This window comes from Frankia sp. CeTa3Moorea, from assembly GCF_978021225.1.
In genome coordinates this window covers 7,802-24,546 of the sequence record NZ_CDXDOR010000068.1, presented here as the reverse complement: position 1 = coordinate 24,546, position 16,745 = coordinate 7,802, and the positions used below count along the sequence as shown (strand labels likewise).

Annotated in this window: 13 protein-coding genes, 1 tRNA gene and 1 pseudogene; 11 read left to right on the top strand and 4 right to left on the bottom strand. The window is 69.7% G+C overall.

Going from position 1 to position 16,745, the window contains the following annotated elements:
* From AC08OV_RS13790 to AC08OV_RS13775, 4 genes are all read left to right on the top strand, one after another.
* A partial coding sequence (locus AC08OV_RS13790) for an ATP-binding protein (RefSeq protein ID WP_476619752.1) occupies positions 1-580 on the top strand: 580 nt, incomplete at its 5' end.
* A 45-nt stretch (positions 581-625) separates the two neighbouring features.
* Complete coding sequence (locus AC08OV_RS13785) at positions 626-1,156, top strand: hypothetical protein (protein ID WP_476613369.1); 531 nt, start codon at positions 626-628, stop codon at positions 1,154-1,156.
* A gap of 875 nt (positions 1,157-2,031) precedes the next feature.
* Positions 2,032-2,349, top strand: a complete 318-nt coding sequence (locus AC08OV_RS13780; protein WP_476619751.1) for a hypothetical protein — start codon at positions 2,032-2,034, stop codon at positions 2,347-2,349.
* 94 nt (positions 2,350-2,443) lie between these two features.
* Positions 2,444-2,953, top strand: a complete 510-nt coding sequence (locus AC08OV_RS13775) for an SAM-dependent methyltransferase (protein WP_476613368.1) — start codon at positions 2,444-2,446, stop codon at positions 2,951-2,953.
* Between the two features lie 289 nt (positions 2,954-3,242).
* On the opposite strand, the gene AC08OV_RS13770 is transcribed toward AC08OV_RS13775, so the two are convergent.
* Complete coding sequence (locus tag AC08OV_RS13770; protein WP_476613367.1) at positions 3,243-3,788, bottom strand: hypothetical protein; 546 nt, start codon at positions 3,786-3,788, stop codon at positions 3,243-3,245.
* 400 nt (positions 3,789-4,188) lie between these two features.
* Between AC08OV_RS13770 and AC08OV_RS13765 the strand changes: the two genes are divergently transcribed.
* Together AC08OV_RS13765 and AC08OV_RS13760 are read left to right on the top strand one after the other, a co-directional pair.
* Positions 4,189-5,004 carry a DUF899 domain-containing protein gene (locus AC08OV_RS13765; RefSeq protein WP_476613366.1) on the top strand — a complete coding sequence of 272 codons (816 nt, stop codon included), beginning with the start codon at positions 4,189-4,191 and terminating at the stop codon, positions 5,002-5,004.
* Between the two features lie 56 nt (positions 5,005-5,060).
* The gene (locus AC08OV_RS13760) at positions 5,061-5,288 is read left to right on the top strand and encodes a hypothetical protein (RefSeq protein ID WP_476613365.1); all 228 of its coding nucleotides are present in this window, start codon (positions 5,061-5,063) and stop codon (positions 5,286-5,288) included.
* A 413-nt stretch (positions 5,289-5,701) separates the two neighbouring features.
* Here the strand turns inward: AC08OV_RS13760 and AC08OV_RS13755 are convergent.
* Positions 5,702-5,777 (bottom strand) — tRNA-Leu (locus AC08OV_RS13755).
* 247 nt (positions 5,778-6,024) lie between these two features.
* On the opposite strand from AC08OV_RS13755, the gene AC08OV_RS13750 reads away from it, so the two are divergent.
* The 5 genes from AC08OV_RS13750 to AC08OV_RS13730 all read left to right on the top strand — a co-directional run bounded on the left by AC08OV_RS13750 (position 6,025) and on the right by AC08OV_RS13730 (position 15,128).
* On the top strand, positions 6,025-6,624 hold the full coding sequence (locus AC08OV_RS13750) for an ANTAR domain-containing response regulator (protein ID WP_476613364.1): 600 nt from the start codon (positions 6,025-6,027) through the stop codon (positions 6,622-6,624).
* 73 nt (positions 6,625-6,697) lie between these two features.
* The gene (locus tag AC08OV_RS13745; protein ID WP_476613363.1) at positions 6,698-8,344 is read left to right on the top strand and encodes a branched-chain amino acid ABC transporter substrate-binding protein; all 1,647 of its coding nucleotides are present in this window, start codon (positions 6,698-6,700) and stop codon (positions 8,342-8,344) included.
* Positions 8,345-8,648: 304 nt separating this feature from the next.
* Positions 8,649-9,854 carry a branched-chain amino acid ABC transporter substrate-binding protein gene (locus tag AC08OV_RS13740; protein WP_476613362.1) on the top strand — a complete coding sequence of 402 codons (1,206 nt, stop codon included), beginning with the start codon at positions 8,649-8,651 and terminating at the stop codon, positions 9,852-9,854.
* Between the two features lie 160 nt (positions 9,855-10,014).
* On the top strand, positions 10,015-12,822 hold the full coding sequence (gene polA / locus AC08OV_RS13735; protein ID WP_476613361.1) for a DNA polymerase I: 2,808 nt from the start codon (positions 10,015-10,017) through the stop codon (positions 12,820-12,822).
* Positions 12,823-13,202: 380 nt separating this feature from the next.
* Entirely contained in the window at positions 13,203-15,128 is a 1,926-nt protein-coding gene (locus AC08OV_RS13730; RefSeq protein ID WP_476613360.1) for a putative bifunctional diguanylate cyclase/phosphodiesterase, read from the top strand.
* A 9-nt stretch (positions 15,129-15,137) separates the two neighbouring features.
* On the opposite strand, the gene AC08OV_RS13725 is transcribed toward AC08OV_RS13730, so the two are convergent.
* Positions 15,138-16,211, bottom strand: coding sequence for a M4 family metallopeptidase (locus AC08OV_RS13725; RefSeq protein ID WP_476619750.1), 1,074 nt, complete (start codon positions 16,209-16,211; stop codon positions 15,138-15,140).
* A gap of 163 nt (positions 16,212-16,374) precedes the next feature.
* Positions 16,375-16,745: pseudogene (locus AC08OV_RS13720) on the bottom strand (hypothetical protein); the annotation flags it as partial.

Sequence of the window (16,745 nt, the reverse complement as noted above, 5' to 3'; positions counted from 1 at the left end):
GGCGGTGGAGCACTTCCCGCCGACCGTCGCGGCCGTTCCCGAGATGCGGGCGCGCACCGTCCTCACGCTCGCGCGATGGTCGGTGGACGCGGACGCCGTGAGCAGCGCCGAAATCGTCGTCTGTGAACTGGCCTCGAATGCCGCGAAGGCGAGCCGCCCGCACGACGTCGTGGCCATACGGCTGACCGCCACCATTGGGAACGTCCTCATCGAAGTATGGGACGGCAACGACAGCCCTCCCCGCATCAAAACCCCCGACGTGTTCTCCGAGGATGGGCGGGGTCTGCTGATGGTCGACGGGCTTTCCAGCCAATGGTCGTGGTACCCGGTCAAAACCGGCGGAAAAGTCGTATGGGCCGAGATTCCCGGCGGTCTGCGACCCGGCCCGCAGGCGACGCCCGCCGATGCGGCGATGCCGACGCGGACACCGACGCTCGGGCCGGAACCGGCGGAGCCCGTCTTCTACAGCACCGATCCGGGGACCTTGCTACGGGTCGTGGACGCGCTGCGTGGGCTGGACCCGTGGCACCTGCCCTCCTCCGGCCAGCGCTCGCCCGACGCCATGGTGCGCACGGCGTGACGCACCGCTACGTGATCGGAAGGGGGAGACGTGGGCGAGCCGAGTGTGAGAGCTGAACGGAATGCGTTACGGGTCCAGATGCTGGACGCGGGAATGACGCATGCGGAGATCGCTGACGAGTTCATGCTTCGTTATCGGGTCCGTCCTCGCACGGTTTTCCGGCAGGCGCACGGCTGGACGCTGACACGGGCCGCTGGCCATATCAACGGCCACGCCGCCAAGCTTGGTATCGATCCGGACGGCGGGGCGCGCGTGACCGAATCCCATCTGTGTGAAGTGGAGCATTGGCCGGATGGGTATTCACGGCGAAGGCCCACCCCGCAGATTCTCGCGCTGCTGGCGTCCACCTATGGAACGGACGTCCACATGCTGGTGGACGCCCGCGACCGCCTGCGGATGCGCCCGGCGGACCGGCTGGTGATCAACACCATGACGTGCCAACGTCAACCGGCCGCCTGCCCCCACTGCCACCGCCGGGAACCGGCGGCCATGCCCCGGGCTCCGAGGGTGCGGCTGGACGCGCTGGCGTCATCCGGGGGCCTCGCTGCGTCGGCATACCCCCTGCCGATCGGGTAGCCGTACCGGTCGCCGCGCCGGTCCCCTGTTTGAGCGGCTACCCCGGCGGGGAGCCGCTGGCGCAGGCCACCGGCTCCGCTGGGGTCGCCCGAGCACAGCCCGACTCGTACCCCTACAGGTCACGTGTTCACATCCAGACGGCCGTGGCCCCGGCCCGCTGGGCATCCGCGCGCCTGCACGCTCCCGCAGTTCCGCTACATCCTGCTTGGTCGGAATTGTCCGGCTTCCCGCCTGTCCGCCCACCGGACCCCCCATCGGTCCGCCCACCGGACCACCCGTAAAGACGGGTGGGCCTGCGATGCCGCACCGGCGCAGGTCGCGGCATCTGCCACACCCACCCGAGCACTCCGCGACTTAAATACCCAACGGGTACTGTTCAAAGTATAGGAGCGGGTTGCGGATACGTGATGTGGTCCCTTTCCGCCCCGTTCTCCGGCAGGGGGAACGATTCGCACGCATTGCGGCCGAGCGACAACCACAGTTGTCGCCTTTCGCTGACAGCGGCACCTGGTGCCGACGCCAGCAGGCCCACAGGGAACCCCTTTTGTCTGTGATCTCACTCACATGTCTGTGCCGTGTCTGCGGAGATACATCCGGATTTGCCCGATGTCCCAACCGATGCCCCGTCCGCATACCCAACGGAGACCCCAACCGCGTACCTGCTTAGTGGGTACACCCGGCGTGGCGCATCTGTGCAGCTCGGAGGGTATCTGGGGTGTACCCAAGTGGGCCAAGACTTAGTTGCCTACTGGCATCCTATCTAATCATGGTCACGGGCAGGGGGCGGCCGGCGGAACGTGCCGCACTTGGCGAAAACGGATAGTGCGGTTAGCGTTTATTCGCCGCATTCCCCCCTGCCTGTTCTGTGAGGTGCCGTGGTCGATCCGTCCCGTCTCCGCCGTCCTTCCTCCGCCGACTCGCACGACAAGCCAGCGCAGACCGGGGACGGGCCGCCGCAGATCGGAACGGCGGACGCGGACAGGGACGACGTCACGGCGGTGCCGGACGCCGGCGGGCCGACGCTCCGTTCGACGGCCAGCACGCGGGACGCCTGCGATGCCGAGTCGGACGGCGATGACGCCGACGCGGCAGCGCGCTGGATGGCCGAAACGCTCGCCGAGGCCCCGCCCGTCCCGCCAGCCGTCGCCGCCCTCATCGCGGGCGTGCTCGTCCGACGACCGCCCGCCGCCTGATCTCCCGAACAAGGGACCGCCGTCACCTACGCGCCCAGAACACCGCCATGCGCGCCCATCGGCGCTCACGACCGACACACGAGTACCACTTGCCATGTGTGACCAAGGGGTGGTACCGATCGTGCTCACCCACGCCCGCGCGTTGCTGACCAGCACCCCGCAGGGGCGCACCGCCTACCTCGACGCCGACCTGCGCGACCCTGACGGGATCCTCGCTGCTCCGCAGCTACACAGCACCCTCGACCTCACTCGGCCGGTCGCCCTGTCCGTCGTCGCGATCTTCCATTTCATCCCCGAGGCGGATAACCCCTACGGGATCGTGCGCCGGCTCCTCGACGCGTTGCCGTCGGGTAGCTACCTTGTCCTCACCCACGGCACCGGAGATTATGATCCGGACGCGGAACGGGCGGCGGAAGCCTACCGGCAGAAGGGGATTTCGGTGCAGCCCCGCAGCCGATCCGAAGTCGAACGTTTCTTCGACGGGTTGGAGCTGGTCGACCCCGGGGTTCAGGTCGTTCACCGCTGGCGGGCCGACGGCAGCGCCGTCGAGGAGCTGACCGAAGCGCGGGTCAGCATCTACGGCGGTGTTGCCCGCAAGCCGTAACACGCCATCCGGCAAGCAGAGCACTGATGCCCGGCGGCCTCGCCCAACCGGTCATAGCGCGGCGGTGGGACTGGGCCGGATCGCGGACAGCCTTCACGATCCGCGTTGATGCCCATACAGTGAGCGCCTGATCAAACGTGTGCCCGGCTGGAGCGATCCCGCCTACGGCTACGCAGATCGTCCTGTTCCGCACGCACCCACCACGCCATCACGGCCGTCCGCCCGTGCCCGAGGAGTGAGAGGAGCAGAAGGCACGCTGCAGCGACCGGTTAACTGTCCCGGTCCCTGATCAGTCGTTGCCGCCTGTCGTGCGGCGAGTGCTGAGCAGGCGCTCTTCCAGCCAGGCCCATCCTTCGGGGCGACGGTGCCAGCGGTGCCAGTCCCACAGCACCCCGTGCACCCGCGGGCTCTGTTTGATGACCGCCAACACCGCGACGCGGGTGCCTTCGGAGACAACCATCTCGGGGAACTCGCGAACCGCGCCGTCGGCGGTCCGGAACGACATGCCGCCGCTGCCGAACGGACCGGCGACCATGTCAGCCAGCTCCCCGACCACTCCTTCGACGCGCGGGATCTCGACGGTCGCCGCCCCTCGATGGGGAACGTCACCGATCGCGACTAGTTCCCCCGTGTCGTGGAACCATTCCAGGTGCGCGACCCTCGACGCGAGGGCAGCAGCGACCGGGTCGGGCACCTGCCAGTTACCGAAATTGGTGATGAAACTGGTCGGGCGCCGCTCGTCGGAGGCGAGGAAGTCGTTGATCCCCCAGATCTCGACGTCCGCGCCTGCGACGGGCAGATGGGAAAGTGGTCCCCCACCGGTATTCGCGGTCACCCTGCCTCCTCACGGCGCCGTTGCTCGATCCTCAGTTTGCCAAAGCACGTTCCGCGCCACCCCGCAGCACAAACTCGCCCTCGTCGATGCCCTTACCGGCGCGGTGAGATACTCGGGCGCACCACGTGGCCTGAGGTGACAGATCCATACCATAGGATTGCATCGAGTGGCCGCTCGCGGCGCACGGTGGCCTTGCCATCCCAGTCCAGAGGGCTGGGTGAGCTGTCAGTGGCCTGTGCCAGAGCGTGTCTGTGAACTTGTCGGCCCGACCTGGTCCGTGCAGGCTTGGCCGAGGGCGCCCCCTGCCGCGATGCGTTCCGGCCGGGTCGCGAGTCTGTTCTGGCGACCGTCGTAGGACGTCGTACGACGCTGCCCGGCACGAGACACCACGGAGGACACCATGACCACCACACCGGACGACCCGACCACCGCGTTGCCTGGCCGGCCGCCCGTCGTTGACCTGGCCACCTGGCAGACCGCCCGTGACGAGCTTCTGGTCCGCGAGAAGGCCCACACCCGCGAGGGCGACGCCCTCGCCGCGGCCCGCCGCCGGCTGCCGATGGTGGAGCTCGACGGGACGGTCGAGGTCGTCGGACCCGACGGCCCGGTCCCGTTCCTGGACCTGTTCCAGGGCCGCGACGAGCTCGTGGTCTACAAGCACATGTGGTACGACGGCGCGCCGCACCAGGGGCAGTGCGAGGGCTGCACCACCACGGCCTGGCACCTGAAGGACGCCGTCTACCTCAACGCCCGCGGCGTCTCGTTCGCCATCCTGACCACGGGCCGGTGGGACGAGGTGGCCTCCTACGTCGAGTTCATGGGCTACACCCAGCCCTGGTACTCGGTGCGCGACGTGGACGCGCCGGTCGGCGGCAGCATGGGTTACATCACCTGCTTCCTGCGCGACGGCGACCGCGTGTTCCTCACCTACTCCACGACGGGCCGTGGCAACGAGTCGGCCAACGGGTCCCTCGGCCTGCTCGACATGACGCCCTACGGCCGCCGCGAGGCGTGGGAGGACAACCCCGAGGGCTGGCCCGAGGCCCCTGCGGCCGACTCGCCGGTCGGTGGGCATGGCTCGCCGATCTGCTGGTACTGGCGCTCGGACGCGGACGGGAACGCCACCTGGGGACCGACCAGCCGCCCCGTGCCGCAGTGGACCCGCCCCGGCGCGACCCCCGTGGAGACCCTTGGCCGGCACGGCCACCACCACTGACGCGCCTTCGTCGACGGCGTCGGAAGGAAGCGCCCATTGAGCGTTTCTATGCTGGCGTGCGTCTTGACGAGGATGAACAGGAGAAAATCCGCGCGGGGCTGCGGACGGAGCTTGACCGCCAGCACCAGCGTTCTGAACCGGAGACCCAGTCGGCGAAGCGCCGAGTGACGGAGCTGGCCGAGGAACGGCGGCGACTGGCTCGGGGCGTGGTGATGGGGAGCATCCCAGAGGATCTGGGGCGCGAGGAGCAGGAGCGCATCGCTACTGAATCGCTACTGAACTGAAGAACGCTGAGCGTTTCCTGCGGGCAGCCGAGATGATCTACGAACGGATTGCGGACACGCTGACCGTTGCCCTGACGCTCGTCGGCCGGTGCGGCGAGGTGTACCAGCTGTCCGGGCCGCAGGTGCGGCGCATGAGTAACCAGGCTTTCTTCATGAAGCTCTTGGCGGAGGTCGAAGAGGACGGGACGGCCGTAACCGGCGTATGCCTCCGCGAGCCCTACGCCGCGCTGACAGGAGAGGCGTTTCGGCGGGCGGTGGCCAGGGGTGGTGGCCGCGCCGGGCATGAGCAGGGCTGGGACAGTGACAAGCCCGGTCCGGCCGCGGACACAAACCTCGGCCACGATCTGGACCCTGTTGGGGATCTTGACCGTGGCCAAGGCTTGACCGTGACCAAGGTTCGAAAACGATCTATCTGGTACCCCGGGTGGGATTCGAACCCACACTGTCGGTGGTTTGAGCACCGTCTCTCTGCCGTTGGAGTACCGGGGCCGGCGGGTGGAGCGTGTTGGATCAGACGTAACAGGGGCGAGTTGGGGCAAGTGGAACGGGCGGAGGAACCGGGCGGGACGAGGGCGAGGAGACCGCCGTCGAACCTGGCCGGAACCTCTCCTTGAAGACTCTATCCGGGTAGGGTGCGTTTCGACCTCCCGCCCTCCGTGCCCGGGGCGGGACGGCCACCCCGATCGTCCGTCCTGTCACACTAGGGACGCACCTCCGAGACCAGGAGTCCGACTCGATGAGCCAACCCTCCTCGAACCCACGCCGGGTTCTGATCGCCGAGGACGAAGCGCTGATCCGGCTCGACCTCAGGGAGATGCTCCAGGAGGAGGGCTACGAGGTGGTCGGGGAGGCGGGCGACGGCGAGATGGCCGTCAACCTCGCCGGCAAGCTCCGCCCCGACCTGTGCATCCTCGATGTGAAGATGCCGAGGATGGACGGCATCGAGGCCGGCGCGAAGATCGCGAAAGACCGTATCGCTCCCGTCGTCATCCTCACCGCCTTCAGCCAGCGGGAGCTGGTGGAACGTGCCCGTGAGGCCGGCGCCATGGCCTACGTGGTCAAGCCGTTCCAGAAGAAGGACCTGCTGCCCACGATCGAGATGGCGATGAGCCGGTTCACCGAGATCGTGAGCCTCGAGGCCGAGGTGGAGGACCTGCAGGGGCGCCTGGAGGCCAGGAAGATCATCGAGCGGGCCAAGGGCGTGCTGCAGACCGAGCACGGCATGACCGAGCCGGATGCCTTCCGCTGGATTCAGCGCACCTCGATGAACCAGCGCCGGACGATGCGGGCGGTCGCCGAGGCCGTGCTGTCGGGCGAGGCGTTGCCGAGCTCGTGACCTCCGTGTCCGTGACCTCCGTGTCCGTGACCTCCGTGTCCGTGACCTCCGTGTCCGTGATCCCGGAAGCCGGGTGAGCGATTCGTCGCGGGCGTCTCTCGCGTCGATGGCCGGTTCGATCGGGCGGTGGACCCGGGCCAGATCGCGCACCGGTCGCGGGCGCGCGGCGCTCGCGGCTCTCGCCGTCCTGATCCTCGCGGTGCCCTCGGTCCTGGGGTTCACGCTGGCCGCCAGCCTCGGCGCCGGCGATGACGCCGACGGCGGCGCTGGCGGCGCCGGCGTCATCCGGGTCGCCACCCTCGGTGTGATGGCGCCGCTGTCCGGGGATCTCTCCACGGACGGGGTGAGCGCGCGCAACGCCGTCACGCTCGCGGTCGACGAGGCCAACAAGTCCGGGGCCATCCCGGGCTGGCGCATCGAGCTGTCCGCCCACGATGACCTGTCCCGTCCGGACGGGGGAGCGCAGGCCGTGGACGCCTTCGTGGCGAACAATCAGGTCATCGGCGTGGTCGGGCCGCTGAGCTCACTCGTCGCGAAGGTGTCCCTGCCCACGCTGAGCGCCGCGGGTATCCCCGTCGTCTCCCCGTCGAACGCGGACCCGACACTGACCGACTCCGGTTCCCGGCCGCGCACCCGGCCCTTCCCGTCCTACTTCCGCCTGGCCGGAACGGACGAGCGCCAGGCCCGGGTCGCCGCCGAGTACGCGGTCAGGACGCTCGGCCGCAAGCGTATCGCCGTCGTCGACGGCGAACCGAGATACGGCACGACCCTGGGCGCCCGCTTCGCGGCGCGCGCCGCCGCCCTCGGCGCGTCGGTGACATCGGTATACCAGGTCCGGGGGGACGAGACGGATGGATCCGAGATCGCCGGCACCGCGCGGGCGATTGAGGAGGACGCCCCCGATCTGGTCTATGTCTCGACGGGTGCGGCCTTCGCCGGGAAACTGCGGGCCCGGCTCGCCGACGCGGGAACGTCGATCCAGGTACTCGGTTCGGACGCGTTGCTCCAGTCCCGCTACACCGACGAGGCGAGGTCGGCGGCCGACGGCGACCTGATCATCGGTCCACTGGTCCCGCCGACTCGGCTGCCGTCCTCAGGCGCCTTCGTCGCGGACTACTCCGACCGCTTCGGGGGACCGGCGGATGACGAGGGCAGTACCCGCCCAGGGGCCTCGGGCGGCGTGGAATCGCCTGGCACGAGTGGGCGGCCGAGTGGGACCCTGGGCCCGCGGGGCCAGGAGGACCCTGCGGACCTGCGGAGCCAGGAGGATCCAGCGGAGACCGCCTCGCCCGGCCGGGGCGCTACCACCACCCCGAGTGCGGTCCACGGCATCTTGACACCGGCATCGGCACCGGCATCGGGGCCGGGCCTGGAGGAAGGGCCCCACGGGCCGCCGGCCGCCGGTACCCGCGGCACGTCCGGGGTGAACGAGCCCGCCGCGGAGCTGGAGCTGCGGCGGGCCGAGGCCATCCCCGCGGTCGCGGCCTATGCGTACGACGCCGCCAGGGCGATCATCCGCGCAGCGGCCACGGTGCTGCCGGGCCGGACGACCGTGGACGCGGCCACCAGGCACGACCTCGTGACGGCGATCGGGAGCGGCTCGTTCGCGGGGATCATCGGCTCCGTCGCCTTCGACCGCTGGGGGGACACCCGATCGCCCACGGCCGTGCTCTACACGGTACTCGGCGGCAGATTCGTCCCGTTGAAGACGGAGAACTGACCGACCGGCGATGACGCTGCGGCGGCTGCCGCAATGGCTGCGGCGACCGGCATCCTCCGACCAGGCCGTTGCGGGTTCTGCCGGGTCGTTCGCTTCTCCGATCAGGTCGTTCGCTTTCGGACCCACCGGCGAAACCTCCTTCAAGTTACGACACGCTCACGTTGCGCTTCCCTTCCGCCTCTCCGAAGGTTACGTTTTCGTCACTATCCGCTTTCGATCGGTTGCCAATGATGCGGTGGCGGCGGACCGGGTTCTGACGCCGAGGGGGCGGTGGCGGCAGCGATGTGCTGTGGGAGGGCGTGTCATGACGGGTCCTGGACGGCGACGGGGCGTGCCCCGACCGAGCGTGACGCGGTGGGGGGCCCTCGGATCCGTGGGTGTGCTGACGGCCGCGGCCGTCCTTGCCGGCTGCGGCGGTGGTTCGTCCGGTGACGACGGGAAAAAGGAATACGTCATCGGCTTTCAGGGGCCGCTCTCCGGCGACAACCAGCAGCTCGGCATCAACGCCTACGACGGGGTGCTGACCGCCGTCGAGCTGGCGAACCGGCGCAAGGATCTGCCGTTCAGGCTGCGCCTGGTCGCCTCGGACGATCAGGGTATGGCCGAGCAGGGGCCCACCGCCGCACAGAAGCTGATCGACAATCCGAAGGTCATCGGCGTCGTCGGCCCCGTCTTCTCCGGACCGACGAAGTCGAGTGAGCCGCTCTACAGCAGGGCCGGGCTGCTGTCGGTCAGCCCGTCGGCCACCAATCCGGCGCTCACCGATCTCGGGTTCACCAGCTTCTACCGGGTCATCGCCCCGGACACCGTGCAGGGATCCGCCGCTGCGGAATACCTCGCCAAGGTCGTGAAGGCGGACAAGGTCTACTCTCTCGACGACCGGAGCGAATACGGCACCGGCTTGTCCGGAGCGCTCGAGAAGGCTCTGACCGGTCGTGGCATCCGCGTGGTCCACGACGGCATCAATCCGACGAAGGACTACACGTCCCAGGCCACGAAGATCCTCGCGGAGAATCCGGATGCCGTGTATTACTCGGGCTACTACGCGGAACTCGCGTTGCTGACCAGGGCGCTGCGCAGCAAGGGGTACACCGGGAAGGTCGTCAGCGGCGACGGCGCGAACGACGACCAGCTCATCCGCCAGGCCGGTGCCGGCAACGCCGAGGGAATGCTGCTGACCTGCCCCTGCGGTGACCCGAACAGCGATCCTGCGGCGGCGGGGTTCGTCGCCGACTACAAGACGATCAACGCCGATGCGCGGCCTGGAACCTATTCCGGCGAGGCCTATGACGCCACGAACGCCGTCATCGAGGTGCTGCGCGGGCTCGGTAGCGGCGCGACGCGGGAGGCCGTGCTCGCCCGGTTCGGCTCGGTTGACGTTCCCGGGGTCACCAAGCGCATCAGATTCCGGAAGAATGGTGAGGTCGAGGGTTCGACGGTCTACGTGTACGAGGTCCGGGCCGGGAAACGGACCGTGCTCGGCCCGGTCAGCTCCCTCGTCAAACCGTGACCGGACGGACCTGACCGATCGGCGGACCTGACCGATCGGCGGACCTGACCGATCGGCGGACCTGACCGATCGGCGGAGCGACGTGACGGAGCGACGTGGTCGACGCGTCGGTCCGCCCGCTCGCGGCGAAACTGTCCGACCCACGGCCTAAACTCGCCGCGTGTCCGTCACCACTTCGTCCCCCACCTCGTCCCCGTCCGGGAGCCCGGCAGCGTCCGCCACCGTGGCCACCGCGGCCGGCCCGGCCGCGCCCTCGCCGAGTCCCGCGCCATCGAGCCCCGCGAAGCCGACCCCGGCGACGCCCCGGTTGTTGCTGCTTGACGGGCACTCGCTGGCCTACCGCGCCTTCTACGCGCTGCCGGTGGAGAACTTCTCCACCACCACGGGCCAGCCGACGAACGCGGTGTACGGATTCACCTCCATGCTCATCAACGTCCTGCGCGACGAGCGGCCGACCCATGTCGCCGTGGCGTGGGACCTGCCGACCCCGACCTTCCGGCACACCCAGTACGCCGAGTACAAGGCCGGTCGGGCTGAGACCCCGGCCGACTTCGTCGGCCAGGTCAGCCTCATCCACCAGGTGTGCGACGCCCTCGCGGTGCCGGGGGTCAGCGCGCCGGGATACGAGGCCGACGACGTGATCGCCACGCTCGCGACCCTGGGCGCGGCCGAGGGGATGGACGTGCTGGTCGTCACGGGTGACCGTGACGCGCTGCAGTTGGTCGACGAGCGGGTGACGGTGCTGATGACCCGCAAGGGCATCAGCGACATGGTCCGCTTCACCCCCGACGAAGTGCAGGCGAAGTACGGCCTGTCCCCGGTGCAGTACCCGGACTTCGCGGCCCTGCGCGGGGATCCCTCCGACAACCTGCCGTCGGTGCCGGGGGTGGGGGAGAAGACCGCCACCAAGTGGATCCAGCAGTTCGGCTCGCTGGCCGAACTGGTCGACCATGCCGACGAGATCGGCGGGAAGACCGGGGCGTCGCTGCGCGCCCACCTGTCCGAGGTCATCCGCAACCGTTCCCTGACGGAGCTGTCCCGTGACGTGCCGCTCGACGTCGTCCCCGCCGGCCTGCGGATGCGGCCCTGGGACCGGGAGGCCGTCCACCAGCTGTTCGACACGCTGCAGTTCCGGGTGCTGCGGGAGCGGCTCTACGCGGCCCTCGCGATCGCGCCGCCTGCCGCCGACGAGGGGTTCGAGATCGAGCTGACCGTGCTCGGGCCGGGCGAGGTGGCCCGGTGGCTCGCCGAGCACGCCCACAGAGCCGGCCGTACCGGCCTGCACGCCCGGGGCACCTGGGGGCGCGGCACCGGCGTGCTCGCCGGTCTCGCGCTGGCTGCGGCCGGCGGTGCCGCAGCCTGGATCGACCCGACGCTGCTCACCCCCGCGGACGTGGCGGCGCTGGGCGCCTGGCTCGCCGACCCGAACCAGCCGAAGGCCGCCCACGACGTGAAGGGGCCGATGCTGGCCCTGACCGAGCTCGGCCTGCCGCTCGCCGGCGTCACCAGCGACACCGCGCTCGCGGCCTACCTGGCTCTGCCCGGCCAGCGGTCCTTCGACCTGGCCGATCTCGTCGCCCGGTACCTGCATCGCGACCTGTCCGCCGACCCCGTCCCGGGCGGCCAGCAGCTGACCCTCGACGGCTCCGGCGAGGCCGACCAGGCGCACGCGGACGCCGTGCGGGCCCGGGCCTGCCTCGAGCTCGCCGACGCCCTCGACGCGGACCTTGAACGCCGCTCCGCTGCCACCCTGCTGCGGGACATCGAACTCCCGCTGGTCACGGTCCTGGCCGGCATGGAGCGGGCCGGCATCGCCGTGGACTCCGAGCACCTGGCCGAGCTGCGGAAGCGCTACGGCGGCGAGGTCAGCGCGGTCGCCGCGCAGGCCCACGAGATCGTCGGCCGGCCGTTCAACCTGGGCTCCCCCAAGCAGCTGCAGCAGATCCTCTTCGACGAGCTGGGCCTGCCCAAGACCAAGAAGATCAAGACCGGTTACACCACGGACGCCGACGCCCTCGCCTGGCTGGCGGTCCAGTCCGACCATCCGCTCCTGCCGGTGCTGCTGCGGCACCGTGACGTGGCCCGCCTCAAGACGGTCGTCGACTCGCTGATCCCCATGATCGACGACGCCGGGCGCATCCACACCACGTTCAACCAGACGATCGCCGCGACCGGCCGGCTCTCCTCCGCGGACCCGAACCTGCAGAACATCCCGATCCGGACGGCCGAGGGGCGCCAGATCCGCCGGGCCTTCGTCGTCGGCGCGGGCTACGAGACGCTGCTGACGGCGGACTACTCGCAGATCGAGATGCGGATCATGGCTCATCTCTCGGGTGACGAGGGCCTCATCGAGGCGTTCGGCTCCGGCGAGGACCTGCACACCTTCGTGGCCGCCGAGGCGTTCGGCCTGCCGGTCTCCGAGGTCGACCCGGAGTTGCGCCGGCGGATCAAGGCGATGTCGTATGGCCTGGCCTACGGGTTGTCCGCGTTCGGCCTCGCCGGGCAGCTCGGCATCGCGCCGGACGAGGCCCGGGAGCACATGGACGCCTACTTCGCCCGGTTCGGCGGGGTCCGCGACTTCCTGCGTGGGGTCGTGGAACGGGCTCGCAAGGACGGCTACACCGAGACGATCCTCGGCCGCCGTCGTTACCTGCCCGATCTGACCAGTGACAACTCCCAGCGGCGGCAGATGGCCGAGCGGATGGCGTTGAACGCGCCGATCCAGGGTTCCGCCGCGGACATCATCAAGATTGCGATGTTGGGGGTCGACCGGGCGTTGCGTGCCGGGGGGTACGCCTCCCGGCTGCTGCTCCAGGTGCACGACGAACTTGTCCTCGAGATCGTGCCCGGCGAGTACGAGGCGATCGAGCGGCTAGTCCGGGCCGAGATGACCTCCGCGTACACCATGTCGGTGCCGCTCGACGTGAGCGTTGGCGCCGGCCGCACCTGGGACGACGCGGCTCACTGAGCCTTCCTGTCACTGAGCGTTCCTGTACCCCGGATGCCATTTTTGTGTTGAATTAATCCGCTGGTTTCCCGGATTTCCTTTCGTATCCGGTATCGGTCGAGGAATTGTACCGAGCCGTGAAATTGCATCGGTGCCGTGAAATTGCATCGGTGCCAGGAAACTGCTGGCCGTGATGTCGGTCACGCCGGATCGACGGCTATGTTGGAAGGAAACCTGACCCGGTCCTGTCGCCGTCGTGCACCGTGATCTCTCGGATGCGGGGTCGCCGCGACACCCGGGGCGACGTCCCGCTCGGTGCGGTTCGTCTCCGTTCGGCCCGCCTGATCCGCTCGGTCCGTTCGGTCGGGCTCATCGCGGGTCAGCGCGGGAGGAAGCTGTTTTTGATCAGCGGGCGTACGTTCGCCGGCCGTCGGCGTTTTCTCGTGGTCACCCCTGCGATCGCGGCGGTGCTCTTCCTGCTCGCCGGGTGCATTCCGGGCTCCCCGGGTCATCTGCGCTGGGGCAGCTGGCTGGGTCTGGTGGTCGCGGTCGGCAACACTGTCGTCGGGCTGGTGGCTAACCCGAGAGGGCGCTGGATTCCGCCCGTCGCCGTCGCCTCGCTCGCCGCCGCGCTCGCCTTCGCGCTGGCGAGCGCGGCGCCCGGCCGGAACGCGGACACCTACCTGACCTGGTTCCCGGTGCTGTGCGCCTATGCCGCTCTGGTCCCCGTCGGCTGGGCCGTCGCCGGCACCGCGGCCGTCTGCGGTGCCGTCGTCGCCGGCGTCATCGCCCACGACGGACTGGCCGAGGCCGCCGCGCCCATGTTCTCCACCATCGCCGCCGTCGTGCTCGTGGGCGCGGTGGCGAAGGCCCTGTTCCGTGAGGGCCTGCTGCAGAACCGTTCCGATCCCCTCACCCGCCTGGCCAATCGGGGCGGGACGATGGAAATCGGGCAGTCCGCCGTTGCGAAGATCAACGCCGCGGGGAACGAGGCTGTCCTCGTCCTGGTGGACCTCAACCGGTTTCACGAGGTCAACGATGCGCTTGGTCACCTCGGCGGTGACCAGCTGCTGAGGATGATTGCCGAGACGTTGCCGACCCTGACCCCGAGGCCGGTGTTCGTCGGTCGGGCCGGCGGGGACGAGTTCGCGCTGGTGTTCCGCGGACCCGAGATCACCCCGGCGCCGTCCCCCTCATCCGCCTCATCCGCTTCACCCGTCCCGCTCGGTCTGTCGGGCGCGCCGGCCGTCCGCGGCCCCCTGCCCGCGGCCCTAGCTGCCGGGCGGCGGCGCACCCTGGGCCGGCGGGTCCTCCGCCAGATCCAGGGGCCCTTCCAGGTCTGCGGGGTCGACGTCGAGGTGGACGCCTCGGTGGGCATCGCGGTGGCCCCCCGCGACGGCGCGACCATGGCCACCCTGATGAGCTGCGCCGATGCGGCTCTGCTGCGGGCCAAGCGGGTCGGGGAGAGCGTGGGCCTGTGGGAGGCCGGCATCGCCGGGGTGCGGCCCGAGGAGATCGCGTTGAACGCCCAGTTGCGCGCCGCGATCGGCCGCGACGAGCTCGTTCTGTACTACCAGCCGGTCCAGTCGGCTCGGACCGGTGGGATCGTCGGTGCCGAGGCGTTGCTGCGGTGGCGGCACCCGAGCCGTGGGCTGCTCCCCCCCGGCGAGTTCCTGCCGATCGCCGAGCGGTCCCCCCTGATCGCGGACCTGACCCGGTGGGTTCTCGACGAGGCGCTGCGGCAGTGTGCCGCCTGGGACGTGGGAGGCCTGCACCTGCCGGTGTCGGTCAATCTCTCCCCCCGGATGCTGGTGCTCGACGACCTTCCCCGGGTGGTCTCGGACTCGATCGCCGCGCACCGGCTGGCCCCCGACGTCCTCACCCTGGAGATCACCGAGAGCGCCCTGGTCACCCAGCCCGCGCGTGCGGCGACGATGCTGGGTCAGCTGCGCTCCCACGGAGTGGCGCTCTCCCTCGACGACTTCGGCACCGGGTACAGCTCGATGGAGATCCTCAAGACGTTGCCGTTCGACGAGGTCAAGATCGACCGGGGGTTCGTCACGGACGTCCGGGGGAGCCTGCCCGACGCCGCGATCGTGCGTTCCGTGCTCGATCTGGGACATCGCCTGGGGCTGCGGGTCGTCGGTGAGGGCATCGAGGACGAACGGACCTTGACGATGATGGTCGACCTCGGCTGCGACCTGCTGCAGGGAGAGGCGATCTCGCCTCCGCTGCCGGCGGAGCGCATCCGCGAGCTGCTGCGGGCCCGGGCCGCGAAGGCGGGCAAGGTGGTTCCGGGCGGTGACGTCCGATGCCGCCGGGCGTGATGGTCCGAATTACCCGGATGCGCGGACGGCGATGCCGACGGCCTGCCACGCCTCGGAGACGGCCTTCCGCGCGTCCGCACCGAACAGCAGGCCGGCCTGGCGCACGGTCACCGAGGCGAATGCGCGGAACGTCGTGTTCGGCCGGATCTGCGGTGCGCGCAGGGTCTCGTACCAGATGTGGCCGGCCTTCTCCCAGGAGTATCCACCAAGAGCCGTCGCGGCGAGGTAAAATGCCTTGTTCGGGATGCCCGAGTTGATGTGGACGCCGCCGTTGTCGGCGGTCATCCGGACGTAGCGGTCCATGTGGTCCGGCTGGATGTCGTCGCCGAGCACCGGATCGTCGTAGGCGGTCCCGGGGGCCTTCATCGACCGCAGCGCGACGCCTTGGACGGCGTCGGTGAGCAGCTCGTCGCCGATCAGCCAGTCGGCCTGCTCGGCGGTCTGGCCGCGGACGTACTGCTTCACCAGGGAACCGAAGACGTCGCTGATCGACTCGTTGAGCGCGCCGGACTGGTTCACATACATCAGCGCCGCCTCGTCCTCGGTGACGCCATGGGTCAGTTCATGACCGATGATGTCGAGTGACACCGTGAAACGCTTGAACAGCTCACCGTCGCCGTCGCCGAACACCATCTGGCGGCCGTTCCAGAAGGCGTTCTCGTAGTGGTCGCCGTAGTGCACGGTGGCGAGCAGAGCCATCCCCTCGTCATCGATGGAGCTCCGGCCGAGGACGTCGGAGTAGAACGCGAACGTCGAGCCCAGGCCGTCGTAGGCCTCGTTGACCGCCGTGTCGTCGATCGCGGCGCCACCCTCCTCGCGAACCACCGCACCCGGCAGGATCTCGGTGCCGCCCGCGTCGCTGACGGTGCGCCGCGGGCCGGTCGCGGGTGCCAGCCGCGGTGGGACGGCACCGCGCCGCGTCGAGCGCATCAGGGCGTTATGCACCCGGATGGTGCGATGAGAGGTGTCCTGGAGCAGGGTGGACAGGGCCCGGGAACGCTGCTCCTCGGTGCCGTTGCGGACAATGCGTTCGAGAACGTGGGGTGGGACCGCGCAGGGCAGGGCGTGGCGGGGGCAGGGCATTGTCGACTCCGTAGCGTGAGGTGATCGCCGGGTGGATTCCCGCGGACGTCGACGGCCGCGGATGACCCCGGAGTCACCGACCTTGCTACCTGCGACGCAGGATGTCCAGAGAGTGCCAGTCCACCGCCTTCTTCTGGTTAGCCGGAAACGTTCCGTTACCGCCTTAGCCGCGATGCCGGCCGGACGAGGGGCCGGGCGATGAGCCGGGCGGGGAATCGGATGCAGCGCGGAGCCGACCCCGACGGCGCAGGACCGTCCGCGCCCCCAGCTGGATGATCGCCAACGTGAGGCTGCCGAGGATCAGGAAGGTCATGTTCTCGTCGAGCCAGGTGACAACGCCGTGCGTCCATGGCGTCACGGCACGCGCCGCCGTCAGGTAGAGGGCCGAGGACAGCAGGGAGCCGGGAACCAGGAAGCGCAGGAACCGGCGCAGCGGGACGTCGCCGGCGCCGAGCGCCGCGTCCACCGCCGCGTTGGTGTTCAGCAGGCAGAACCACAGCAGCGGGCGCTGGGTGCCGCGGCGGGACAGCGCCG